Source organism: Proteus sp. G2673 (assembly GCF_009915125.1).
GTDB lineage: Bacteria > Pseudomonadota > Gammaproteobacteria > Enterobacterales > Enterobacteriaceae > Proteus > Proteus penneri.
On record NZ_JAABLT010000008.1, the window covers coordinates 22198 to 47555 of the forward strand.

Below are 25358 nucleotides of genomic sequence, written 5' to 3' on the forward strand. Positions count from 1 at the left end.
ATAATAAATCGCATAAGCTAGGATCATCAACGCGTGATGATGAAATAATGTTCAAAAAATCAATAATTACTCCCGCTCCTATCCATTGGTTACCTAATGAGGAACACGAAAGTATTAAAGAAAGTACATTAAGTTGGTTAATGGAATTAGGCTCGATGACTCGACGTTTTGAGCAATATTGTAATAAAGTCACTGTAATGCCTTACCAAGAAGGATTTGTTGACTTTATTGAACTTGCTGACGAAAGAGCGTGTTTACCCAAAAGTCAGCGTTATTGGTTAAGAGAAGTGGTATTGTGTGGTGATGATATTCCTTGGTTATTAGGGCGGACGTTAGTGCCAGAAGAGACATTGACAGGCGAAGACAGAAAACTGGTCAATCTAAGAACCGTTCCACTTGGGCATTATCTGTTTCAGGAAACAACCTTAAGTCGTGATTTTATTCATATCGGGCAACAAAATGGGTATTGGTTACGCCGTTCTCGTTTTCAGCTTTCAGATAAACCTTTATTATTAACCGAGATGTTTCTACCTGCATCACCAGTTTATGAGAAGTAATTAAGGGGAGCTAAAATTGGAGGGAAGTATGACGCAAAGTAAATGGCAAGCATATAGCCGTTTAATGCGTATAGATAAACCTATCGGAGCGCTATTACTACTTTGGCCAACTTATTGGGCTTTGTGGATTGCCGCTAAAGGCTTTCCAGATTGGCATATTCTGATTGTCTTTACTATTGGCGTGTTCTCTATGCGTGCCGCTGGGTGTGTAATAAACGACTTTGCTGACCGAAAAATTGATGGCAGTGTTGAACGAACTAAAAATAGACCATTACCTAGTGGGGCAGTGACAGAAAAAGAGAGCAAAATCTTATTTATCGTTTTGGTACTCTTGTCATTTGCATTAGTTCTAACACTTAACACCATGACTATTTGGCTCTCTGTGGCAGGGCTTGCACTGGCGTGGTTTTATCCTTTCGTTAAACGGTTTAGTAACTTACCTCAGCTTATTTTAGGTATGGCTTTTGGTTGGTCAATTCCAATGGGATTTGCCGCCGTTTCTGAAACTTTGCCGTTAGTGTGCTGGCTATTATTCCTGGTTAATATTGTCTGGTCTGTTATTTACGATACGCAATATGCAATGGTTGATCGTAATGATGATATAAAAATAGGGGTTAAATCTACCGCTATTTTATTCGGTCGTTATGACAAAATTATTATCGGTATTTTACAACTGGTGATGCTGGCATTATTAGTGGGTATTGGTATTTTGCTGAATTTGAAAGGTATCTACTACTGGTCGCTATTGTTAGTCACAGCTCTGTTTATTTATCAACAGAAGCTTATTGCAGAGCGTGAAAGAGCGCCGTGTTTCCAAGCTTTTATGAATAATAACTATGTTGGTTTTGTTTTGTTTGCGGGTATTTTATTTAGTTATTTTTAAGATAAATAAGCGCTAAAGTATTCTCTATTATTGAGTAGAAATAAAAAGGGATAAGCAATGAGCTTATCCCTTTTCTATTTCGGTCATAATGCTAATTACTGATTATTCATCAGCTTTAGGCTCACTTTTTTCGTCAACAGCTTGTACTAAATTGTTATCTTCAGTGATCCCGACGCTTTCAATGGTTAAGCGAATTTCTGGTGACATTAATTTTGCAATCACTTGGTAAAGGGCAGATGCATCTGCTTTTAGGATATCTTCATTATCATTGAGATACCCTTCTTCACGTAGCGTTGAAACTAAGGTAGAGAATACCGCTTTATCAAAGAATTCAGGTGCGTTGATACCATGCAAAACTGAAAGACGTTGTGCCAAGATACGGCTCTCTTTTTCCAATAATGCACGGCTAATTTCAGGTGCAAAATTGAGTAAAGAGAGTGTAATGCCATAGCGTTGCAGTGTTTCTCTGACACTGGCGGCTAAAAGCTGTAATGGACGAATACGCGCTGGATTGATACGCAGTAAGCCATCACTATCACAACAAATCAGGCGCTGACGGCACAATTCTGCAATCAAAGTATTAATGACTTCAGGGAGTTCTTCTTTCTCATAACGAATAAATAGTTCCGCTTTAATAAGAGGGAAGATGAGCTCAACTTGTTTCATTAAATCATCACGATGAATTTTTTCATGATGTAAGACGATGCTTGCAATTAATGACGGAGTGATCATTAAGTGGATTGTGTTATTGCGGTAATAAGTCATTAATACCGCGCTTTCACGAGGGAGTACCACAATATCACCCAAGCTGTCTTTTTCGACTTGGAATTTATCTGACTGTAGAGCGTGTTCTAATAAGGCTTTAGCGTTTTTATCAGACACAATCATATCCGTCGAATAAGGCACATTGCGTAATAATTGTAGATAACAATCTATTTGCTCTAACAGTTGTTCTCTCGTGAGTGCGCGTTGACGTGATGCCAATAAGGCTGTTGAAACAAGATTGATTGCATTAATAGATGCTGCATTATTGATATGAACCATAATGTTATCAGCGAGTGTGCTTACTGTTGGGTTTAACCAACTTGGGCGCTGTGGCTCAATGGGGTCAATATCATCACGCCATTGTGGTACAGCTTGATTTAAGTATTGTACAACAGAAATTGGCTCACCAAAATTCACATAGCCTTGACCAAGGTTACGTAATTTACGTAATCCCCTGACCATCTGCATAAAGCCTTCTTTCTCTTTTGTTGCGCCACGTAATTCTTTGGCATAGGTTGCCACTTCCATAACGTGTTCATAACCAATGTAAATTGGAACAACAGAGATAGGACGTGTTTCACCACGCAACATGGCTTGTACCGTCATTGAAAGTGTTCCTGTTTTAGGATCTAACAATCGACCTGTACGAGAGCGGCCACCTTCAACGAAATATTCAATGGAGTAGCCACGTGTAAATAGCTCGCCTAAATATTCACGAAAAATGGTGGAGTAAAGCTTGTTACCTTTAAAGGTTCTTCGAATAAAGAAAGCCCCTAAACGGCGGAAAATAGGGCCGGCTGGCCAGAAATTGAGGTTAATACCTGCTGCTATATGTGGGGGGACTAAACCTTGGTGGTAAAGTACATAAGAAAGCAGTAAGTAGTCCATGTGGCTACGGTGACAAGGAACATACACGATTTCATGCCCATCTTGCGCGAGTTTACGTACTCGTTCGGCATTATAAACGTTGATACCTTGGTAGAGCTTATTCCATGTCCAACTTAATACGCGATCACTAATACGCACTGCTTCATATGAGAAATTAGCTGCAATTTCTTCCATGATATCTGTGGCATTTTTACGCGCTTTGTCAAGTGAGATTTTCTTCGCTTTTGATTCATCTTCAATCGCTTTTTCAATTGCTTTTGATGAAAGCAATTTATTGAAGAGATCTTGGCGTGCTGGCAATTTAGGGCCAACAGCGGCTAAACGCTGGCGTGAAAAGTGAATACGTGCAACACGTGCAAGTTTTCTCGCTATACTCGTGTCCGTGCCGTGTTCGTTCGCCATTTCACGCATTGATACAGTGGGTGAAAAACGAACAAAACTATCACGACCTAACCAGAGGATAGCGATAAATTTTTGGATACCGTTAAGCACGCGTAAATGTGGAACACCATTATGGCCTTCACGACCAGGAGAGCGTCCAAACATCACAGAAACTGGCAACATCTCGATATCAAGATGTGGGTTATTACGATGTGCATCAAGATAAGCGTGGAATGTCTTCACGGAATCTTTACGAGGATCGGGGGAGTAGTAACGGAATACTCTTGGGCCGTCATCAATAAAGACATAAGCAGGAAGCTTTGTACCGCCTATCTCAATGGGTTGCAGTGGATCAGGCAATCCTAAAGATAAACATTGCTGTCTTAATGTCAGTAAGTCCGCCTTTGAATGATAAGGCAGAACATAAAGGAAAGATCGCGACGTATCTAACCCTAATTCAGTGATAGGATCAGTCGGAACTCGTTTGCTTTTTACCAGTAATTTTAGTGGTAAATTCAATGTGTTATAATATAGTTTACGCCAAGCTGACATAAATAGTTGTAGCCTCTTATTAGCAATACTTCGAAAGCATAACAGAAAGTCTTTCGTAGATCTGTGGTGCTGTGACAATATTAATAGAGAAAAGTGGCAAAATAATCGTTTGTTTTCGATAGAGTTTATTATGGCTAATCAAAATAAAGGTCTTACCCGAATCATCAAAGCAGGTGGCTATTCATACAAAGGCATTCGTGCCGCTTGGATTAATGAAGCCGCTTTTAGACAAGAAGCAATTGTGACCTTGGTTGCAATTATCCTTTCATTTTTCATCGATGTCAGTGGTCTAGAGCGCATTTTACTCATTGGTTCCGTTGTATTGGTTGTGATCTTGGAACTGGTAAATAGCGCAATAGAAGCGGTTGTCGATCGAATTGGATCTGAATACCATGAATTATCCGGACGTGCAAAAGATATGGGTTCTGCCGCCGTTCTGATTGCTATTATATTGGGATTATTTACTTGGGTAACCATTCTTTGGGGGCATTTCTTCGCATAAAGTTAAAAATTTCGCTTTTTGTCGAAAAATAATCCAGAGATGCGTGTTTTATATTCATTTTAGGTTTCAAATCGTCATATACCTGTATATACTCACAGTTTGACTGTATAAACAAACAGGGGGCGGAATGAAAGCATTAACTGCAAGGCAGCAGCAGGTTTACGATTTGGTTCGTGATCACATTTCGCAAACGGGTATGCCACCAACACGGGCTGAAATAGCTTCCCAGCTTGGGTTTCGCTCACCAAATGCGGCAGAAGAGCACTTAAAAGCTCTTGCTCGTAAAGGCGTGATAGAAATTGTCTCTGGTGCATCCAGAGGTATCCGTTTGCTAATGGAAGAAGAACCAGAAGGATTGCCATTAATTGGGCGAGTCGCGGCGGGTGAACCACTTTTAGCGCAAGAGCATATTGAAAGCCATTATCAAGTTGACCCAATGCTATTTAAACCAAGTGCAGATTTTTTATTGCGTGTTAATGGCATGTCAATGAAAGATATCGGTATTATGGATGGTGATTTACTTGCTGTGCATAAAACGCAAGATGTTCACAATGGGCAAGTGATTGTGGCGCGTATTGAAGATGAAGTGACAGTAAAGCGCTTCAAGAAAAGCGGTAATAAAATTGAGCTTCATGCAGAAAACCCAGAGTTTTCACCAATTATCGTCGATTTACGCGAACAAAGCTTTACTGTGGAAGGTTTAGCCGTTGGGGTTATTCGTAACGGCGAATGGCTGTAATTTGTACCGAAGTAAGTCAACACAACTTATTTTAAAAAGATGCAGATGATGTGTAAAAACATAAAATCATCTGCATTTTTTATTTTTCTAGTTTGTATAAAAAAACACCATTACACTACAAATGTAATTACAATATGATGTGTTTTAATTGCGTAAGTGCTTATGACAACGATACAAGTTAGAGTAGGCGATGAGCTAAAAAAAGAAGCTTATCAAGTGGTTGAAAAATGAACCTATCTCCTTCAGATGCTATAAGATTAAATTACGAGCATCTGGTTTTCGATTGGTTTACCAAATTATTGATTCAGAAGTCGTTATTTTAGTTATTGCTATTGGTAAGCGTGAAGAAAGTAAAGCTAATTCATTAGCTGAAATGAGAATTCAAAAGTAGAACACGTATTAGCCAGCATTTAGCTGGCTTTTTGTATTTTATAAGTTTAACGAGGCTTATAGTCGCCGGTTTTTTTCTGCTTAAGATTATCATCCATACTATGATCATGATGACAACCTTCAGGATGGGTACACTCTTGTGCTTCGTGGCATTGTGAACACAATCCATGAATTTCGATGACGCTATGTCGTAAATGAAATCCACTCTCTTTTGCTAGTAATGAAATCGCATCTTCGATTTTATGACTATTCTTTTCAGTGACAGATAAGCAACGGTCACAAATTAGCATTACTGACGTATGTTCAACATCATCAAAATGATGACAAAGCACATAACTGTTGGTGGATTCTATTTTATGAATAAATCCTTGCTCAAGTAAAAACTCTAATCCGCGATAGACTGTTGGCGGTTTTGCTTGAGGCTCAACTTGGCGTAATAAATCCAACAAATCATATGCGCTGATAGCAGAAGGTTGCTGGATTATCAGACGTAATACTGCCAGACGTTGTGAAGTCAGGCGAACACCTCGTTTCTGGCAGATCTTTTCTGCCTGAGCGAGCAATTTCTCTTCATTCATGGGGATAAGATGCTCTCAGACGTTGTTAATAACATAGATCCTATCATATTTTTCAAGAGTAAACCTTTGTGTAAAGTGGGGTTTTGTGAAAATAACTGTAGGATTACATCCTTTTTAAAAGGATCTGCTGTTCGATAAAAAAACATGTTTTCTTTCAACAATATAAAGTAGGTACTTTTAAAGAGAGATAAATACGTAATAATTTATCGTGTAAAGCAAGTTGATTCACATGGGCGAAATGGTTTTTCATGTTGATATGTACTGACCATTAGTAACAAAAAACCCAGCCTAAGCTGGGTTAATTTTTTAGATGATTTTAGATAATTTGTTCTGAACCGTTGGGTAGGACACGTGCGCCCTCAAAAGGGTTAGCCGTTGTCCCCCCACCGAACCGTACGTGCACATTTCTATGCATACGGCTCTCCGCTAGACTTAGCAAAGTTTCTATAGTCTGGCAGCTTCCCTCTGTGAAGATCGACATGACAGTCCTTACATAAAACTAACGTCTTCCGATGTCGGGCAATCATCAGTCTTTTCCAAGGCTCTGTACCATCCTTAATATCCTTCAGTTTACGCACATGGTGAACTTCAAGATATCCAGTAACGGTGCCGCAGTATTCACATTTGTTACCTGCCATTCTGTCTAGCAATTCAGTTCTGCTCGAATATTTATAAACATTCGGAAACGGGTCGGCAAAACTTGCTAGAGACACACTTCGATTTTTAAGTTGAAAAACTTCAAGTTCATAAAGTTTTCCATTACGAATTTCTCTGTGGATATATCGACCATCAGCCTGCTTCAATCGTTTAGCGATTTTAGTTCTAGATGAACGATGTTTTCCAGCCAGCGTCTTTAACAGACTATTCATCCATATCCAATGTAGCTTATTCAGATATAGAACTGGTGCTAAGTTATAGTAATTGGCATAGCCACGCATTTCAGCATTGTATTGACTAATAATTTCATAGTCAGACAAATACATCATTGCAGGCTTTCCTCTGCAACCGTCCATGCCAGATTCGTAATTCCCGTAGCCACGGAGCGCACAGAATTTCTGTATTTTCGCTCTCGGAACACCAAGGTGAATGTGTTCAGTAATGGTGCGCTTAACAGCGTGAGTTTTACTGCCATCCGAGTTGTGTCCCACAACACATTTAACTCGTTTATTTTCCCTACGACATAGAATTTCATATCCGAGAAAGATAAAACCTTGTTTCGGGTCAACTACGCTTGATTTCTCTTTCGATACTTCAAGCTTTAATTCCGACTCAACAAATTCAGTAATGTCAGACATTACTTGCATTGCTTCCTGTTTAGAACCAATGATCCCAATTAGAAAGTCGTCAGCATACCGAACATAACGCATACGCTTAAAGTCAGGGTCGTCCATAAGAACACTTGAGGTATTAACCAATTGCTCTTCAAGGTTTTTGATTTCCATTTCCCACTTGGCAATTTTCTGCTCATCAGCAGGGTAGCCAGATGCACCAAAGCCTTGTCTTATCCACTTTATACGATTAGCTCGATTTTGTAGTGCCCGCTTGTATTCAGGATTAGGTTTTCTTCGTCCTCCATTGCTAAACTCTTTGATTTTAATTTTCATAAACTCATCAAGTTCATGGAGAAAAACATTGGCTAGTATAGGGGATATGATTCCCCCTTGCGGTGTCCCACTGTGGGTGCCAAAGTAACGCCATTCTTCCATGTAACCAGCTTTCAGAAACTTCTTTAGAAGCCCAAGAAAAGCCCGGTCATCAATCTTATTGCTAAGAAATTTCAGCAATAAGTCATGGTTAATATTGTCGAAGTATCCCTTAATATCGACATCACAAACCCATTTGGTGCTTTTCCAACCATTACGTATTTCAGTAAGTGCTGTGTGGCATGATTTGTTGGGTCGAAATCCATAGCTCCAATCGCTAAAGACTGGTTCATAAATTTCCTCAAGGATCATTCTCATGACCTCTTGAATCAACTTGTCGTCACCACTGGGAATTCCTAAAGGTCGTTTCTTACCATTCGGATTCCTAGCATCCTTGGGGATGTGTGTGCGTCTGCAAGGCTTTGGACGATAGTCACCTGATTTAATTAGGTTGATAATATTTTGAACTCTATCAACACCCATACCATCGAGTGTGTTTGAGTCTACCCCTTTCGTCATGGCTCCACGATTAGAGTAGATGTTGGCATACGCCTGCATCCAAAGATCTTGATGGTTACACATTATTTTATGTAATTTCTTGACCTTATAGCCTTGCTTACTTGCTTTATTAATACCAATCAGAGCATTGAGTGTTCTTTGTAATAGCACTGACTATTGAACCTCGCTTCTTTTAGTATCGTGTCTAACTGTCTCCCTTCCCCCCTACATTTAAGCTTTCGTATGAGTTACCTCGATACTTATACTCAAATTTCAGGTCGGATTTAAACCGACTGCTACCTCATTACAAGGCTACGTTGGGTACTATGGAGCCTCCGTCACCATATTGGTTGTTTATCTCAAACCAACTTAGGTGATCCCGCATTTCTTTATAAACAAGATGCGTCCCACTTAGGTTCCACTTACGTCCAATTACCACTCTCACCGAGCAGGTGCCAAGATTGTTGGATACGATAGCCTTTTAACAATAATTATCGTAAATCTTGGTATGACTCCTGAACTATCGTGAGTCAAAGATATCCCGAAACCCACTATGGACTATGATTCAACCAATCAGGTTTAACCTTATGGGACTTGCAATGACTGGCGCAAAGTAGATAGTTTCCCCGCCACCAGCCTTTTGACCTAACATGCTGCACTCCCCTCCCTCTTTCGAGGTTCAAGTCTATTACTAGACAAGGATAAGTTAGGCTTGCAATAGGCTTTCCAACAGCCTATACTTGCGACATAAATTAGCCGTAAGCGCTTGATTTACAAAGCAAAATGGCGCACTTAAAACGGAATGTCGTCATCAAAATCCATTGGTGGTTCATTGCTTGGTGCTGGAGCTGCAGCGGGTTGTTGTGGGCGAGATTGAGCACCACCGCTAAATTGTTGTGATGCTTGTGGCTGTTGTGGTTGACCCCAACCGCCTTGGCCACCTTGAGATGGCGCGCTGTCTTGGCCGCCACGGCCACCTAACATCTGCATTGTGCCGCCGATATTAACAACAACTTCAGTGCTATATCTGTCTTGGCCGCTTTGGTCTTGCCATTTACGTGTTTGTAATTGGCCTTCGATATACACTTGTGAACCTTTACGCAGATATTCGCCTGCAATTTCCGCTAATTTGCCGAAAATTACCACACGGTGCCACTCGGTTTTTTCTTTCATTTCACCGGTTTGTTTATCGCGCCAGCTTTCTGATGTTGCCAATGTTAGGTTGGCAACTGCACCGCCACTTGGCATATAACGGATTTCTGGATCCTGCCCTAAATTACCGATAAGAATAACTTTGTTTACGCCTCTGCTCGCCATGTGAGGTACTCCTGCGAAAGTAAATTTTTTGAAATCATAAACGAATAAGTTTATCACGTACGCTAAAATTTGAATATGACGTGTGATGAATTTCTCAATTGTGAACATTGTCGAAATTTTTTTGTCTCAAAATGACAGGTTTACATCATCATTCAATTTCACTATATATACTGTATATCCATTCAGTTAACTTTGTGTCATAATTATCCGATTATTTCTTTTTCGGCGACTCTCTCAATCCGGGATATATTCATGGATAAAATCGAAGTACGGGGCGCTCGCACCCATAATCTAAAAAATATCAATTTGGTCATTCCTCGCGATAAACTTATTGTTATTACGGGACTTTCAGGCTCAGGTAAATCCTCTTTAGCCTTTGATACGCTTTATGCAGAAGGGCAACGACGTTATGTTGAATCACTTTCTGCTTATGCTCGTCAGTTTCTTTCGTTAATGGAAAAGCCTGATGTTGATCACATTGAAGGTTTATCTCCCGCTATTTCGATTGAACAAAAATCTACATCACATAACCCACGTTCAACGGTGGGAACCATTACCGAAATACACGATTACCTACGTCTATTATTTGCGCGTGTTGGTGAACCTCGTTGCCCTGATCATGATATTCCATTAGCCGCTCAAACAGTGAGCCAAATGGTTGATAATGTACTTGAGCAACCAGAAGGTAAGCGCTTAATGCTGTTAGCACCGGTGGTGAAAGAACGTAAAGGTGAGCATATTAAGCTACTCAATAATCTTGCTGCTCAAGGTTATATTCGTGCGCGTATTGACGGCGAAGTGTGCGATCTTTCTGATCCACCAACATTAGAATTACAGAAAAAACATACCATTGAAGTGGTAATTGACCGTTTTAAAGTACGTGACGATCTGGCTCAACGCTTAGCGGAATCTTTTGAAACTGCGTTAGAACTTTCAGGTGGTACTGCCGTTATCTCTGATATGGATGATAACAATGCAGAAGACATTATTTTTTCTGCAAACTTTGCTTGTCCTGTTTGTGGCTACAGCATGAGCGAGTTAGAACCTCGTTTATTCTCTTTTAATAACCCTGCAGGGGCTTGTCCAACTTGTGATGGTTTAGGTGTTCAGCAATTTTTTGATCCTGAATTAGTGATCCAAAATAGAGACATCTCCCTTGCTGGTGGTGCCATCAAAGGGTGGGATCGCCGTAACTTCTACTATTTCCAAATGCTACGCTCATTGGGTGAGCACTATCATTTTGATGTTGAAGCACCATTTGATTCGTTACCAGATAATATTCAAAAAGTCATTTTAACGGGATCAGGCAAAGAGAATATTGAATTTAAATACACAAACGATCGTGGTGATGTTGTTGTTCGTCATCATCCTTTTGAAGGTGTATTAAATAATATGGAACGCCGTTACCGCGAGACAGAATCTAGTGCGGTACGTGAGGAGCTTTCTAAATATATTAGTAATCGTTCTTGTGCTTCTTGTGGTGGTACACGTTTACGCCGAGAAGCGCGCCATGTGTATGTTGAAAACACCACATTGCCTGAAATAGCAGATTACAGTATTGGTCATGCCATGACCTTTTTCCAAAATCTAAAATTGAGCGGTCAGCGAGCGAAGATTGCAGAAAAAGTCTTAAAAGAGATCAGTGACCGATTAAAATTCTTGGTCAATGTGGGATTAAATTACCTCACACTTTCTCGTTCTGCAGAAACTTTATCAGGTGGTGAAGCTCAACGTATTCGCTTAGCCAGTCAGATTGGTGCGGGATTAGTTGGTGTGATGTATGTATTGGATGAACCTTCGATAGGGTTACATCAACGAGATAACGATCGTCTACTTGAAACGCTGATCCACTTGCGTAATTTGGGTAACACTGTGATCGTCGTAGAACATGACGAAGATGCCATCCGTGCCGCTGATCATGTTATTGATATTGGTCCTGGTGCAGGTGTTCATGGTGGTGAAATTGTCGCTCAAGGGACACTTGAAGATATTATTAATAACCCGAATTCATTAACGGGGAAATTCTTAAGTGGTGAACGTCGCATCGCAATTCCAGAACAACGAGTGCCTGTTGATCGCGAAAAAATGCTGACCATTCTTGGCGCAAAAGGTAATAACCTAAAAAATGTAAATCTAAAATTACCAGTAGGTTTATTTACCTGTATTACAGGTGTTTCAGGATCAGGTAAATCAACGTTGATCAACGATACGTTATTTCCTATCGCACAACGCCAATTAAATGGGGCAACAAATAGTGTACCTGCACCTTATTTAGATGTTGAAGGGCTAGAATATTTCGATAAAGTGATTGATATTAACCAAAGCCCAATTGGTCGTACTCCTCGTTCAAACCCCGCAACTTATACCGGTGTCTTTACACCTATTCGTGAGCTATTTGCGGGTGTACCTGAATCTCGTACTCGTGGTTATACACCGGGGCGGTTCAGTTTCAACGTAAAAGGTGGGCGTTGTGAAGCTTGCCAAGGTGATGGCGTTTTAAAAGTTGAAATGCATTTTTTACCTGATGTGTATGTACCTTGTGATCAATGTAAAGGTCAGCGTTATAACCGTGAAACTCTTGAAGTTAAATACAAAGGAAAAAATATCCACGAAGCGTTAGATATGACCATTGAAGAGGCGAGAGAGTTCTTTGATGCTGTGCCAGCATTGGCTCGTAAGCTACAAACATTGATTGATGTTGGCCTTTCTTATATTCGCTTGGGACAATCAGCAACGACGTTATCGGGCGGTGAAGCGCAGCGGGTTAAGTTAGCAAAAGAGTTGTCAAAACGTGGTACGGGACAGACTCTCTATATTCTCGATGAACCCACAACAGGACTTCACTTTGCTGATATTGAGCTGTTACTTGACGTGCTTCATAAGTTACGCGACCAAGGTAATACCATTGTTGTGATTGAACACAATCTTGATGTGATCAAAACAGCCGACTGGATTGTGGATCTTGGCCCTGAAGGCGGAAGCGGTGGTGGCCAAATTTTAGTGTCAGGTACACCAGAACACGTTGCAGCGTTTGAAGGCTCACATACTGCAAGATTCTTAAAACCAATCTTAGAACGCGGTTATTAAGATCACGCCGCTTATTTCCTTATGATCTAAGCGCTACAGACAATAACTTCTTTCTTGTTTGTAGCGCGATTTCTTCAAGAAAAGTAAATCCATGAAGTACGATAGAATTTAATTCTATCGAAAAAAGTATTCTCTTTTGGTTATACACTTCCTTATCTATTTTTATCTTATCAATCGTCTATTTTTATAAAAAACAGATTAAATGGTTAATTATGCTATTTTGCAACAGTATTTTAACCAAATACGAGATAACAAAGCTAAATAGAAAGGATTATCATAGTATATCGTGATAGACAGCACAGTTTATTTGGTGATTTGTTTCAATTGTTATACTTGACTATTATTGTATAACAACATGTATTTTTCGTTATTTATCAAATATTTACTTGCTTTTAAAGGTCGCGGTAGAAGGTAGGTTATTATTTACTGTGCTCTTTGAACAGATAATCCTACTTTTCTCCTTACGATAGAATTTTTTTCCAAATCATTTCGGGCTATCACGATTTATAACAACTTTTTTCTCCGTAATATTTCCTATCATTTACCCATAATAAATAATACCTGCAAAGAGTAAGGTTATTTTGACATCGCAATGTTAGATAGACTTTTTTTACCCCCAAAATTCGTTTTGCTATTAACAATTACAATATAAAAAGTGAGTACTAATATGGAAACGGCTTCCTCAAAAACAGAGACAACAAGCTATCCCGCAACTAGTGCTGGCGCGCGTCGCGCAGGTATGACTGAACAAGAATGGCGTGCAGCTATTAAATTCGACGGCAATGATGTGGGCTGGGTTATCATGAGCATCGGTATGGCGATCGGTGCAGGTATTGTGTTTTTACCTGTACAGGTAGGCCTGATGGGATTATGGGTTTTCCTACTATCCTCACTGATTGGTTATCCAGCGATGTACCTTTTCCAACGTCTATTTATTAATACGTTGGCTGAATCTCCAGAGTGTAAAGACTACCCAAGCGTTATCACAGGTTATCTTGGTAAAAACTGGGGTATTTTATTAGGCGCACTTTACTTTGTTATGTTGGTCATTTGGATGTTTGTTTACTCAACAGCCATCACCAATGACAGTGCTTCTTACTTACAAACATTTGGTGTGACTGAAAGTTTACTGTCAGAAAACCCATTCTATGGATTGATCCTGATTTGTGCTTTAGTGGCCATCTCTTCTCGTGGTGAGCAATTACTGTTTAAATTATCAAGCTTTATGGTGCTGACTAAACTGCTGGTTGTTGCAGCGTTAGGGCTCTCCATGATTGGTATGTGGCACCTTTATAACGTAGGAGCATTACCACCTGCTGGACGTTTAATCAAAGAAGCAATCATTACATTACCTTTTACACTGACTTCAATTCTGTTTATCCAAACATTAAGTCCAATGGTTATCTCTTACCGTGGTCGTAATAAAAACCGTGAAGTTGCTCGTCACAAAGCGTTACGTGCAATGAACATCGCGTTTGGTGTGTTGTTCTGTACAGTTTTCTTCTATGCAATCTCATTCACATTAGCAATGGGTCATGATGAAGCCGTTAAAGCGTATGAACAAAATATCTCTGCATTAGCGATTGCTGCGAAATTCTTCCCTGGCGGTTGGGTTACAGTAGTAAGCGTTATGCTGAATATCTTCGCTGTAATGACGGCATTCTTTGGTGTCTACTTAGGTTTCCGTGAGGCGACACAAGGGATCGTCATGAACATTCTGCAACGTTATATCCCATTAGAAAAAATCAACCAAAAATGGGTACAAAATGGCATCATGATTTTCGCTGTGCTACTGGCATGGGGTGCAATCATCCTTAATGCACCAGTACTAAGCTTCACTTCAATTTGTAGCCCAATCTTCGGTATGGTGGGTTGTCTTATCCCTGCATACTTAGTGTACAAAGTACCTATGTTACACAAATACAAAGGTGCGTCACTCTATCTGATTATCTTTACCGGTTTACTGCTCGTTATCTCTCCGTTCTTGGCATTTTCATAGTCGCCAGCTTCGGTTCTAGTTAGGAGTTGTTTTTAAAAACTAAATTAATCCAAGGTGTTAGATTATGAGCCAGAACAAAAATTCTCATTTATGGTCACAGTTTGTTCGTCAGTTACGTGAAGGTGTTAAGCCAGCAGTCGGTTGCACTGAGCCAATATCATTAGCATTGGCAGCAGCGAAAGCAACTGCGCTTTTAGGAGAGCCAGTTGTTCGTATCGAAGCTTGGGTTTCGCCAAACTTGATGAAAAACGGAATGGGCGTAACAGTGCCGGGAACGGGAATGGCTGGGCTACCTATTGCTGCAGCATTAGGTGCGACAGGAGGAGATCCTGATGCTGGATTGGAGGTCTTATTAAAAGCATCCGCTGATGCGGTTGCTCAAGCTAAAACACTGGTTGCTCAAGGTAAAGTCACCGTGGGTGTAAAAGCACCTTGTGAGGATGTTCTTTATTCTGAAGCGAAAGTGTATAGCCAATCTGGTTATGCCATCGTCAGTATTGCAAGAGAGCATACACACGTTGTTCGTTGTGAATGTAACGGTAGCGTTGTTTTTGAAGAAGATAAATCAGCACTTACCAATAATGGTGCATGTACTGATGAAAAACCTTTTACTGATGTTTGTGCTGAAGATATCTATAACTTCGCACTTAATGTACCCGTGAGCGAAATTGAGTTTATGCTTAATGCTGCTCGTTTAAACGGTGCTTTATCAGAAGAGGGGCTACAAAACACCTATGGATTAGCTATTGGCCGTACCTTAATTCTGCAACAAGAGAAAGGTTTGTTAGGTAAAGACTTACTTAGTGAAATCATGATCAGAGCATCAGCAGCTTCTGATGCTCGCATGGGGGGAGCGGTATTACCTGCAATGAGTAACTCAGGCTCTGGTAATCAGGGTATTGCCGCAACATTGCCCGTAATGGTTGTTGCTGAATTTATTAAAGCAGATGATGAAACTTTATTGCGTGCGTTAGTTTTATCACACTTAATGGCAATTTATGTCCATAGCCATTTTCCACCACTTTCTGCTCTTTGTGCTGCAACTACAGCTTCAATGGGGGCAGCAGCAGGAATGGCATGGTTACTGACAAAAGATTTCACCACTGTCAGTATGTCTATCAACAGTATGATTGGTGATATCAGTGGCATTATCTGTGATGGCGCATCCAATAGCTGTGCAATGAAAGTATCAAGTAGTGCAGCGAGTGCCTATAAAGCAGTATTGATGGCGATGCAAAATCAAAGTGTTGCGGGTACTGATGGTATTGTCAGCGACAATGTTGATAGCTCAATAGCGAATCTCTGTGCATTAGCGAGTCATGCAATGCAACATACCGATATTCAAATCATTGAGATTATGGAAGAAAAAGCGCGTCGTAATGCTGGGGAAAAGAAGCAAGTTGTCAATATATAAAAGGTGAAAACCTAAAGCGACAGTAATGTTGTGATGCAGTAAAAAGAAATACCTGCTTATGAAAAATAGGCAGGTATTTTTTTATCATGAAATCGTGTTAATTGGTTTAAATACTCACAGCCGCAAAGGCTTGAGCAATACGCTGAACATTACCGGTATTAACACCTGCCATACAAACACGGCCAGTACCAACAAGATAAATACCAAATTCGTCACGTAATCTATCAACTTGTGCTTGTGTAAAGCCGGTATAGCTGAACATACCGCGTTGAGTTAATAGATGATCAAAATTCTTTTCAGGCAGTGCAACTTTTAAAGCTTTGACTAACGTAACACGCATCTCTTTAATGCGATCACGCATATGCGCGACTTCTTTTTGCCATTGTGCAGTTAAAACTTGGTCTGATAGCACTTTATTGACAATTTGTGCACCATAGTTTGCAGGGCTTGAATAGATACGACGTACACCCGCTTTCAACTGACCTAACACATGTTCGCATTCAGTGGCATTATCACAAACAACGGATAAGCCGCCAGCACGTTCACCGTAGATCCCAAATATTTTTGAAAAAGAGTTACTGATAAGTATCGGTAATCCTGCTTTTGCCATAGTACGGATCGCGTAAGCGTCATCATCTAAGTTTTCAGCAAATCCTTGATAAGCAATATCTAAAAATGGAATTGCTTGACGAGATTTTAATACTTCAGTGACTTGATCCCATTGATCTTTAGTCAGATCAGAACCTGTTGGGTTATGGCAACAAGGATGCATCAATACAATGCTTTTTTCAGGCAGTTTTTTAAAGCAATCTAAAAGTGCTTCAAATTTTACGCCTTTGGTTTCAGGATCAAAGTAAGGGTAGTCATTCACTTTGAAACCTGAGCCTGCAAAAATAGAACGATGATTATCCCAAGTTGGATCACTTATCCACACTTCTGATCCTGGGAAATAGCGATGCAGAAAATCAGCACCCACTTTTAATGCACCTGATCCACCTAATGTTTGGATTGTGGCTATTTTCTTTTCTGCAATTAGAGGATTATCTGCACCGAAAAGGAGATCTTGAATTTCGCTACGATAAGGTGCTAGCCCTTCCATTGGTAAATAAAGTGTTGCTGTGGGGGTCATGGCATTGAGCTGCTGACGTGCAACTGACACTGTTCCTAAAATAGGGGTCTTGCCTTCTTCATCATAATAAAGACCAATGCTTAAATTAATTTTATCCTGACGCGGGTCTTTGTTATAAACATCCATCAATGAGAGAATCGGATCTCCCGGAAACGCTTCAACCTGTTGAAACACGGCTTCTTCTCCAATCACTTTTAGTGTGTCATAGGGATACAATATCGTGTGTATTATTGTTCGTCTAGGTATTCCATGATGACGCGCGAGGTTAATTTTGTAATCAACTCATAGGCGCTAATACCACTATATTTGGCAATTTCTTCTACAGGCAGCACATCTCCCCATAAAATAGCTTCATCACCGACACTATCAATCAGTTCAGTCCCTAAATCGACGCTGATCATATCCATCGAAACACGACCCACAATAGGCACTTTTCGACCATTAATCCACACCGGAGTACCTGACGGCGCACTGCGAGGATAGCCATCACCATAACCAATGGCGATCACACCAAGATAAGTGTCTTTTTCACTGACCCAGGTGCCGCCATAACCAACAGGTTCACCCGCTTTATGTTTACGAACGGCGATCAGACTTGTTTTCAGTGTCATTGCCGGGGTTAAACCAAAGTCTTTGCCCGTTCTTTCATCACCAGTAGGTGAGATGCCATAAGTGATAATGCCGGGGCGAACCCATTGATAATGAACTTGAGGCCAAAATAAAATACCAGCAGAAGCTGAGATAGACTTATCACCGGCTTTATCTTGAATAAAATCTTGAAATAGTGAGATTTGTTTTTGTGTTGCTTCAGGAACATCAGGTTCATCAGCGCGACTAAAATGGCTCACAATATTGACAGGTTGTTGTACATTTTTGCAGGCAGAAAGTCGTAAATAAAAAGCTTGTGCATCTTCAGGGCGTATACCTAAACGGTGCATACCAGTATCGATTTTCATCCATACTTTTACGGGTTCATCTAAATTGGCTTGTTCTAAGGCTTCTAATTGCTCTTGGCTGTGAACAACGGTTTCAATATGGTTGACGACCAAAATAGGTAAATCAGCAATATCAAAAAAACCTTCTAACAGAAGAATGGGTTTTACAATGCCCCCACTTCGTAAGGTTAATGCTTCACCAATACGTGCAACACCAAAACAATCAGCATTATCCATTAAGGTATACGCTGTTTCTAATAACCCATGACCATAAGCGTTTGCTTTCACGACAGCTATCAGGTGGCTATGTGGGGCATAGTCTCTCACATGCTGAAAATTGTGACGCAGAGCGCGGCGATCTATCACTGCGGTTGCCGCTTTCATATTATTCCAATACTTCCTCTAATTAAATCAAGGTTAGTGATTATTCATCGTCGTAAGCTGGGCCAGCGTAGTTATCAAAGCGTGACCATTGACCGTTAAAGGTAAGTCTGACTGTACCAATTGGACCATTACGTTGTTTACCGATGATAATTTCTGCAACACCTTTTAAATCACTACTTTCGTGATAAACCTCGTCACGATAAATAAACATGATAAGGTCAGCATCCTGCTCGATAGAGCCCGATTCACGTAAGTCGGAGTTAACAGGGCGTTTATCAGCACGTTGTTCCAAACTACGGTTTAACTGTGATAGTGCAACCACGGGAACTTGCAGTTCTTTAGCTAATGCTTTTAAAGAACGAGAAATTTCAGCAATTTCTAAAGTTCTGTTTTCAGATAATGAAGGTACTCTCATTAGCTGTAAGTAGTCAATCATGATAAGACTTAAACCACCATGTTCACGATAAATTCGACGAGCACGAGAGCGTACTTCTGTTGGTGTTAAACCCGATGAATCATCGATATACATATTGCGTTTTTCAAGCAAAATACCCATGGTGCTTGAAATACGCGCCCAATCCTCATCATCAAGCTGGCCTGTACGAATTCTTGTCTGATCGACACGAGATAATGATGCCAACATACGCATCATAATTTGGTTACCAGGCATCTCTAAACTAAAGATAAGTACGGGTTTTTCTTCTGTCATTGCCGCATTTTCACATAAGTTCATGGCAAATGTGGTTTTACCCATCGAAGGACGTGCCGCGACAATAATTAAATCTGATTTTTGTAATCCTGCGGTTTTTTTATCAAGATCTTGATAACCACTTGAAACACCTGTGACACCATCATGAGGTTTTTGATAGAGCTGTTCTATTTTTTCAACTGTCTCTTCTAAAATGGCATCTATTGCTTTAGGACCTTCGTCTTTATTGGCTCTTGTTTCAGCAATTTGGAACACTCTTGATTCAGCAAAGTCGAGTAGATCTTCACTGGTGCGTCCTTGAGGATCAAAACCCGCATCTGCAATTTCGTTGGCGACTTTTATCATATCGCGAACAACAGCACGTTCTCGGACAATATCGGCATAAGCGTTGATGTTCGCCGCACTTGGCGTATTTTTAGAAAGTTCTGCTAAATAAGCAAAACCGCCAACACTGTCTAACTCGGCATTTTGTTCTAATGCTTCTGATAGCGTAATAAGGTCGATAGGTTTGCCTAATTCCAACAAACGTTGCATTTGAGAGAAAATAGTACGATGAGGTCGGCTATAAAAGTCTTCTGCGGTGACGCGTTCAGAAACATTATCCCAACGTTCATTATCTATCATCAGACCGCCTAACACGGACTGCTCTGCTTCCAGCGAATGGGGAGGTAGCTTTAATCCCTCCATTTGTCGGTCTTTAATATCAGACATCAGCTTGTCAGTGGTCTTGTTTCTGGCCATAAATCCTGCATAAAATCGAAAAAGTCTCAGTCAGCGTATTAGTATACGCTAACCCAATTATCTGTGCCTTGTAGAAATAGCTATCCTTTGTCATTATCTCTAAAGGTCTTTTTGCGCTCGTGTATTTAACCTCTCATCCTACAAAGGAGATAGTAATGGCTAAACGTATTCAATTTGCAACTCATGGTGATGCAGATGTTCTTGAGTTAGTAACATTTACACCCGCTCCTCTTGGTGATCACGAAGTTCAAGTTGCCAATAAGGCAATTGGTATTAACTATATTGATACTTATGTACGTAGCGGATTATATCCTGTAAGCCAATTTCCAAGTGGATTAGGCACTGAAGCTGCGGGCATTATTATCAAAACAGGCGCTAAAGTGACTTCACTAAAAGAAGGGGACAGAGTTGTGTATGCGCAATCTCCGCTAGGGGCTTATAGCGATACGCATAATGTACCAGAAAATAAAGTGGCGCGTCTGCCTGATAATATCTCTTTTGAACAAGCAGCAGCCTCTTTTTTAAAAGGATTAACGGTTTATTATCTCTTCAATGAAACCTATAAATTACAAACTGGTGAAACTTTCTTATTTCACGCGGCTGCTGGTGGTGTTGGTTTAATTGCAAGCCAGTGGGCAAAAGCCATTGGCGCAAAAATGATTGGTACAGCAGGCAGTGATAAAAAAGTTGCTAAAGCAAAAGCCGCAGGTGCATGGGAAGTAATTAATTACCAGACTGAGTCGATTGTGGAACGTGTTTTGGCGCTAACTAATAACCAAAAAGTGCCAGTTGTTTATGATTCTGTTGGTAAAGCGACTTGGTTAGACTCGTTAGACTGTTTGCAACATCGAGGCTTAATGGTGAGTTTTGGTAACGCATCAGGTGCAGTAACGGGTGTTGATTTAGGTATTCTCAATAAAAAAGGTTCTTTATATGTGACGCGCCCATCTATTTCGGGTTATATCACAACGCGCGAAGAGCTAGATGCTGCAAGTGAAGCATTATTTGCATTAATTGGTAGTGGTAAAATTGATGTTAGTGTGCCAGATAATCAGAAATTTGCTTTAGCAGATGCCAAAGAAGCGCATCATTATCTTGAAAGCCGACAATCTCAAGGATCAAGCTTACTTATTCCTTAATTATTATTTTTAAGATTTAAAAACCTGTTTAAAATAAATTAGACAGGTTTTAAATATTTATCTTTTATTAATAAATATAATGCACTCCTATTTTTATTATCAAAAAAAAACCTTATTTTTATTTTATATTTATTTTTAACTTTATCTCTTTTAATTTACGTTTCTACTAATTTTATTAATAGAGTATGGAGTGCTTATGCAAAAGAATGAGTTAAATGATTTTATTGATTTTATCTATGAGGATAATAAAGTCAGTAATGTTGAATTACAGTTTATTCGTGATGTGGCTGATGAAAAGATAGAAGCATTATTTAAACGATTGGGTGAAAATAATAATTTATCTGCATTTCAAAAATCAATGGATGTATCAGTTCAATTAATGCAAAACGCCTTTTTTGATATTAAAAAGAAAGAGGGTTCAGAAGAAGGTAAAAGTGAAGTTAAAGAGGCTTTTGAATTTCAAATCGCTTATTTAATTGCAAATTATAATCGTTTCTTCTCATTACTTTAATTAAAATAAACCAGCCTTTAGGGGCTGGTTTTATTTTTTACATTATTTATCAGTCACAAATTTCAGGGCATTTTCTAATACAGATAAATCAGCACCTTGTTTATGCGCATTTTCACTTAAATGACGACGCCATTGTCTAGCGCCCGGAATACCTTGGAAAATCCCTAACATATGACGAGTAACATGTCCTAAATAAGTCCCTTGTGAGAGTTCTTTTTCAATATAAGGATACATTGCTCTTACGGCAGCGACAGCATCAGCAATAGGCAATTGATTATCAAAAAGTTCATGATCAACATGCGCTAAAATTGATGGGTTTTGATAAGCTTCACGGCCAACCATAACACCATCCATATGTTTTAAGTGTTCCTTAGCTTCTTCTAACGATTTAATTCCGCCATTAATCGCCATAGTGAGATGCGAGAAATCACGCTTTAATTGATAAACACGAGGATAATCTAGAGGTGGAACTTCACGGTTCTCTTTTGGGCTTAAACCTGATAACCATGCTTTACGTGCATGAATAATAAAAGTATCGCAATTATTATCGCGACTGACAGTCTCAATAAAATCACATAAAAATTCGTAGCTATCTTGGTCATCGATCCCAATGCGTGTTTTTACTGTGACAGGAATATCAACCACATCACGCATGGCTTTCACACAATCTGCGACAAGCTGTGCATCCCCCATTAAACAAGCACCGAAACGCCCATTTTGTACGCGATCTGAAGGACAACCTACATTTAAATTAATTTCATCATAACCACGTTCTTGTGCCAATTTTGCACATTGCGCTAAAGCTTGGGGATCGCTTCCACCTAATTGTAATGAAACTGGATGTTCTTCTTCACTGTATTTTAGATAGTCACCTTTACCATGAATAATGGCACCTGTTGTCACCATTTCAGTATAAAGCAGCGTGTTTTTACTGAGCTGACGAAAGAAATAACGACAATGACGATCAGTCCAATCGAGCATCGGTGCAACAGAGAAGCGGTTCAAATTATATTTTTTTGAATTGCTATTAACATCATGATTTTCTGTTGATTTATTGAGTTCTATATTTTCTGACATGTTGTAATTCTTTCGTCTATTTAGGCGGTGATTATCTCTAAATTATTAAAGGAGATAAAATGAGCGCGCATTATAGCATAGAGGATAGCTTACACATGCTAGATCTGATGCTAGGATGATTTTATAAAGCCGAAGATAAGTGATAATAAACTATAAAATAGGAAAACATATGCCAACAGAAAAAAGAGCATTACCTTATTTTAAATATCATCCTGAACCGATAAAAACAGGTGTTTTTATCACAGATGATACCGTTATATGTGATTGTTGTGGAAAGGAAACTGATATCTATTATGGTAGCCCTTTCTACTCAGTAGAAGATATTGATGCACTATGCCCGTGGTGTATTGCGGATGGTTCTGCAAGTGAAAAGTTTGATGGTGAATTTCAAGATATTGCAAGCATTGAAGGCGGAGAAGTTCTTTATGACGAAGAGGGAGAGTATTGTGGTTCTACTCTACCTCCTATAGATAAAAATAAACTCGATGAATTAACAAAACGGACGCCTAGTTATCATGGCTGGCAACAAGAATATTGGCTAATACATTGCGATGAACCTTGTGCCTTTATTGATTATGTAGAATGGGACGATATCAAAGATAAATTAGAACAATTTGCTTCTTTAGAACAAGATATTCAAGACGTTGGTTTTGAACTTTCTGATTTATCAGAGCGCTTATGGGATGATGGTGGATGCCAAGGTTATTTATTTAAATGTTGTTGTTGTGGAAAATTACGTCTACATATTGATTTTAGTTAATAAATATCATTCAAATAATATTAAGCCTATTTTTAGAGTACAGGCTTGATATTATTTTTTATAAAACAATCTATTTATATTATCTCTACTAAAAATGGAAATAGTCACTGCTCAATATTTTACGCTATAAAGCAAAAAAATAAAAAGAGGAGCATTGAATATGAACATTAAAAGAAAAATCCTTATAAAAGTAAAACACATTGATTATGATAATAAAAATCTGTTATTTTCTAATTTTCATAAAAAATATTATCCCTTTTTAACTAATATATCTTTAGTTCCAATAATGTCCTCTGCTCATCAATTACCCCCAAAAAATTATATTGATTCTATTTCAATAAATTTTAATGATCTAAATAAATATTATTACCTTAATTTGCCAGAGAGTAATCATTATTCTTTAGATGAAATGATTAAAGTATTACAACAACACCCTGATATCGAATATGTACAAACGATACCGATACAGCCTATTGAACCTCCTAATATTACGCCTGATTTTACTCAATATCAGCAATACCTAAATATGCCAGAAAAAACGATAAATATTAATAAAATTAATGGATTGGGGATTTCTGAAGCATGGAAACAAGAAGCTTATGGACAAGGGATACAAGTCGCTGATATTGAGTGGGATTTCAATCTTTCTCATCATGATTTATCAACGGATAATATTACACCATTACTCCCTTTTAATGAAAAAACCAGTCAGGCTGATCACGGTACTGCGGTTGCAGGATTAATAATGGGAAAAAAAGATGGTAAAGGGATCACAGGGCTCGCTTATAAATTAGATATGTTTTATGCCATCTCTGAATTAACTTGTGGGCGCATTGATGCGATTATTGCCAGTAAACGCATATTACATGCGGGCGATATCGTTTTATATGAAATGCAAACCATCTGTGAGCACCAAGCTTACGTACCCGCTGACTATGAAATGCATATTTGGGAAGCGACTCGCGCATTAACAGATGCTGGGATCATTGTGATTATGGCGGCTGGTAATGGAGGGGTAGATTTAGATTTACCTGCTTATGAAAGTTATCGACAACGTCATGATAATAATTCAATACGTGTTGGTGCGGGTTCACCCTATACATTAAATCGATTGCCTTTCTCAACGCATGGTTCACCTATTCATGTACAAGCGTGGGGAGAAGATGTTGCAACGGCTGGTTATGGTGATCTGTTTAGAAGTGATGATAACCATACTTATACGGCTAATTTTAGTGGTACATCGTCAGCTAGTGCTTTAGTTGCAGGAGCTGCAGCGGTGATCCAATCTTGGTATAAAGACCATACAAACAGTGTGTTAACGCCGATACAAATGCGTGACTTATTAATTAGAACAGGTACGTTTCCACTGTTAAATGACAAAATTGGCCCTTTACCCAATGTGAATAACGCAATTTTGTATTTAAAAAAATTAATAAAACGTCATTAAGTAAAATGGCATCCATTCCTTTAACACCTCCAAAATATTAGGAGGTGTTATTTCAATTTCATCTATATGATATATAAAGTTTTTATCATCATGATAAGATAAAAATATAAAAAGAAGCGTAATTTAATTAACTTTTTGTATGAATAACGATACAAAAAAATAGTACTGCAAATAAATGAGCTAATAAGTATTTATAGGAAAATAAGGCGATTAGACAACTTCTAGGCGAAATTTTATTTAATCATAAACTTAATTGGTTTTTGCTATTTATATAAATTAATAGTATTTTGATTTTATTGTGTTTTTATCATAAATCCTAAAGAGCATAGTTTA

General features: G+C 39.1%; 20 protein-coding genes. 12 read left to right on the top strand and 8 right to left on the bottom strand.

Translation table 11 applies throughout. From position 1 onward, the window contains the following. The first annotated feature begins 47 nt into the window (after positions 1–47). Positions 48–557 carry a chorismate lyase gene (gene ubiC, locus GWI59_RS04160; protein ID WP_161670920.1) on the top strand — a complete coding sequence of 170 codons (510 nt, stop codon included), beginning with the start codon at positions 48–50 and terminating at the stop codon, positions 555–557. A 28-nt stretch (positions 558–585) separates the two neighbouring features. Further along, entirely contained in the window at positions 586–1440 is an 855-nt protein-coding gene (ubiA, locus tag GWI59_RS04165) for a 4-hydroxybenzoate octaprenyltransferase (protein WP_006536376.1), read from the top strand. 102 nt (positions 1441–1542) lie between these two features. Here the strand turns inward: ubiA and plsB are convergent, their stop codons facing one another. After that, entirely contained in the window at positions 1543–4026 is a 2484-nt protein-coding gene (plsB, locus tag GWI59_RS04170) for a glycerol-3-phosphate 1-O-acyltransferase PlsB (RefSeq protein WP_161724056.1), read from the bottom strand. A 130-nt stretch (positions 4027–4156) separates the two neighbouring features. Between plsB and GWI59_RS04175 the strand changes: the two genes are divergently transcribed. The 3 genes from GWI59_RS04175 to GWI59_RS04185 all read left to right on the top strand — a co-directional run bounded on the left by GWI59_RS04175 (position 4157) and on the right by GWI59_RS04185 (position 5658). Next, positions 4157–4528, top strand: a complete 372-nt coding sequence (locus GWI59_RS04175) for a diacylglycerol kinase (RefSeq protein ID WP_006536373.1) — start codon at positions 4157–4159, stop codon at positions 4526–4528. A gap of 127 nt (positions 4529–4655) precedes the next feature. Then, positions 4656–5267, top strand: a complete 612-nt coding sequence (lexA, locus tag GWI59_RS04180) for a transcriptional repressor LexA (RefSeq protein ID WP_023583074.1) — start codon at positions 4656–4658, stop codon at positions 5265–5267. A 283-nt stretch (positions 5268–5550) separates the two neighbouring features. Beyond that, on the top strand, positions 5551–5658 hold the full coding sequence (locus tag GWI59_RS04185) for a type II toxin-antitoxin system RelE family toxin (protein WP_375804005.1): 108 nt from the start codon (positions 5551–5553) through the stop codon (positions 5656–5658). Positions 5659–5704: 46 nt separating this feature from the next. On the opposite strand, the gene zur is transcribed toward GWI59_RS04185, so the two are convergent. The 3 genes from zur to ssb1 form a co-directional block, all read right to left on the bottom strand. Next, a complete protein-coding gene (gene zur / locus GWI59_RS04190; RefSeq protein WP_006536370.1) occupies positions 5705–6235 on the bottom strand; it encodes a zinc uptake transcriptional repressor Zur in 531 nt (176 codons plus the stop codon). Between the two features lie 407 nt (positions 6236–6642). Continuing rightward, a complete protein-coding gene (locus GWI59_RS04195) occupies positions 6643–8547 on the bottom strand; it encodes a reverse transcriptase domain-containing protein (RefSeq protein ID WP_161724058.1) in 1905 nt (634 codons plus the stop codon). Positions 8548–9168: 621 nt separating this feature from the next. Then, complete coding sequence (gene ssb1 / locus GWI59_RS04200) at positions 9169–9693, bottom strand: single-stranded DNA-binding protein SSB1 (protein WP_072065188.1); 525 nt, start codon at positions 9691–9693, stop codon at positions 9169–9171. 252 nt (positions 9694–9945) lie between these two features. Between ssb1 and uvrA the strand changes: the two genes are divergently transcribed. The 3 genes from uvrA to GWI59_RS04215 all read left to right on the top strand — a co-directional run bounded on the left by uvrA (position 9946) and on the right by GWI59_RS04215 (position 16193). Then, positions 9946–12780 carry an excinuclease ABC subunit UvrA gene (gene uvrA / locus GWI59_RS04205; RefSeq protein WP_161724060.1) on the top strand — a complete coding sequence of 945 codons (2835 nt, stop codon included), beginning with the start codon at positions 9946–9948 and terminating at the stop codon, positions 12778–12780. A 667-nt stretch (positions 12781–13447) separates the two neighbouring features. After that, a complete protein-coding gene (locus GWI59_RS04210; RefSeq protein WP_006536365.1) occupies positions 13448–14779 on the top strand; it encodes an amino acid permease in 1332 nt (443 codons plus the stop codon). A 64-nt stretch (positions 14780–14843) separates the two neighbouring features. Continuing rightward, complete coding sequence (locus GWI59_RS04215) at positions 14844–16193, top strand: L-cysteine desulfidase family protein (RefSeq protein WP_109848136.1); 1350 nt, start codon at positions 14844–14846, stop codon at positions 16191–16193. Between the two features lie 106 nt (positions 16194–16299). Here the strand turns inward: GWI59_RS04215 and GWI59_RS04220 are convergent, their stop codons facing one another. The 3 genes from GWI59_RS04220 to dnaB are packed head-to-tail and all read right to left on the bottom strand — an operon-like array spanning position 16300 to position 20091. Continuing rightward, positions 16300–17496 (bottom strand): amino acid aminotransferase, encoded by a 1197-nt coding sequence (locus GWI59_RS04220; protein WP_161724062.1) that lies wholly within the window; start codon positions 17494–17496, stop codon positions 16300–16302. Positions 17497–17549: 53 nt separating this feature from the next. Further along, a complete protein-coding gene (gene alr / locus GWI59_RS04225; protein ID WP_006536361.1) occupies positions 17550–18641 on the bottom strand; it encodes an alanine racemase in 1092 nt (363 codons plus the stop codon). Between the two features lie 40 nt (positions 18642–18681). After that, positions 18682–20091, bottom strand: coding sequence for a replicative DNA helicase (dnaB, locus tag GWI59_RS04230; RefSeq protein ID WP_023583065.1), 1410 nt, complete (start codon positions 20089–20091; stop codon positions 18682–18684). A gap of 155 nt (positions 20092–20246) precedes the next feature. Between dnaB and GWI59_RS04235 the strand changes: the two genes are divergently transcribed. Continuing rightward, positions 20247–21230 carry a quinone oxidoreductase gene (locus tag GWI59_RS04235; protein WP_109400125.1) on the top strand — a complete coding sequence of 328 codons (984 nt, stop codon included), beginning with the start codon at positions 20247–20249 and terminating at the stop codon, positions 21228–21230. 196 nt (positions 21231–21426) lie between these two features. Beyond that, complete coding sequence (locus tag GWI59_RS04240) at positions 21427–21741, top strand: hypothetical protein (protein WP_072065183.1); 315 nt, start codon at positions 21427–21429, stop codon at positions 21739–21741. 42 nt (positions 21742–21783) lie between these two features. Here GWI59_RS04240 and dusA read toward each other — a convergent pair whose 3' ends face one another. Beyond that, on the bottom strand, positions 21784–22818 hold the full coding sequence (gene dusA / locus GWI59_RS04245) for a tRNA dihydrouridine(20/20a) synthase DusA (RefSeq protein ID WP_161724064.1): 1035 nt from the start codon (positions 22816–22818) through the stop codon (positions 21784–21786). 169 nt (positions 22819–22987) lie between these two features. On the opposite strand from dusA, the gene cbrC reads away from it, so the two are divergent. Together cbrC and GWI59_RS04255 are read left to right on the top strand one after the other, a co-directional pair. Further along, positions 22988–23578 (top strand): PF03691 family colicin E2 tolerance protein CbrC, encoded by a 591-nt coding sequence (gene cbrC / locus GWI59_RS04250; protein ID WP_161724066.1) that lies wholly within the window; start codon positions 22988–22990, stop codon positions 23576–23578. Positions 23579–23987: 409 nt separating this feature from the next. After that, positions 23988–25025: a S8 family serine peptidase gene (locus tag GWI59_RS04255; protein ID WP_229096586.1), complete on the top strand. Its 1038-nt coding sequence runs from the start codon at positions 23988–23990 to the stop codon at positions 25023–25025. Positions 25026–25358 lie beyond the last annotated feature (333 nt).

Excerpts from the sequence above, each read along its gene's own strand:
- GWI59_RS04215 (WP_109848136.1), top strand. The coding sequence starts at position 14,844 with ATGAGCCAGAACAAAAATTCTCATTTATGGTCACAGTTTGTTCGTCAG.
- ubiA (WP_006536376.1), top strand. The coding sequence starts at position 586 with ATGACGCAAAGTAAATGGCAAGCATATAGCCGTTTAATGCGTATAGAT.
- alr (WP_006536361.1), bottom strand. The coding sequence starts at position 18,641 with ATGAAAGCGGCAACCGCAGTGATAGATCGCCGCGCTCTGCGTCACAAT.
- GWI59_RS04240 (WP_072065183.1), top strand. The coding sequence starts at position 21,427 with ATGCAAAAGAATGAGTTAAATGATTTTATTGATTTTATCTATGAGGAT.
- dusA (WP_161724064.1), bottom strand. The coding sequence starts at position 22,818 with ATGTCAGAAAATATAGAACTCAATAAATCAACAGAAAATCATGATGTT.
- GWI59_RS04235 (WP_109400125.1), top strand. The coding sequence starts at position 20,247 with ATGGCTAAACGTATTCAATTTGCAACTCATGGTGATGCAGATGTTCTT.
- GWI59_RS04175 (WP_006536373.1), top strand. The coding sequence starts at position 4,157 with ATGGCTAATCAAAATAAAGGTCTTACCCGAATCATCAAAGCAGGTGGC.
- GWI59_RS04210 (WP_006536365.1), top strand. The coding sequence starts at position 13,448 with ATGGAAACGGCTTCCTCAAAAACAGAGACAACAAGCTATCCCGCAACT.
- dnaB (WP_023583065.1), bottom strand. The coding sequence starts at position 20,091 with ATGGCCAGAAACAAGACCACTGACAAGCTGATGTCTGATATTAAAGAC.
- zur (WP_006536370.1), bottom strand. The coding sequence starts at position 6,235 with ATGAATGAAGAGAAATTGCTCGCTCAGGCAGAAAAGATCTGCCAGAAA.
- cbrC (WP_161724066.1), top strand. The coding sequence starts at position 22,988 with ATGCCAACAGAAAAAAGAGCATTACCTTATTTTAAATATCATCCTGAA.
- ubiC (WP_161670920.1), top strand. The coding sequence starts at position 48 with ATGTTCAAAAAATCAATAATTACTCCCGCTCCTATCCATTGGTTACCT.
- ssb1 (WP_072065188.1), bottom strand. The coding sequence starts at position 9,693 with ATGGCGAGCAGAGGCGTAAACAAAGTTATTCTTATCGGTAATTTAGGG.
- GWI59_RS04255 (WP_229096586.1), top strand. The coding sequence starts at position 23,988 with ATGATTAAAGTATTACAACAACACCCTGATATCGAATATGTACAAACG.
- lexA (WP_023583074.1), top strand. The coding sequence starts at position 4,656 with ATGAAAGCATTAACTGCAAGGCAGCAGCAGGTTTACGATTTGGTTCGT.
- plsB (WP_161724056.1), bottom strand. The coding sequence starts at position 4,026 with ATGTCAGCTTGGCGTAAACTATATTATAACACATTGAATTTACCACTA.
- uvrA (WP_161724060.1), top strand. The coding sequence starts at position 9,946 with ATGGATAAAATCGAAGTACGGGGCGCTCGCACCCATAATCTAAAAAAT.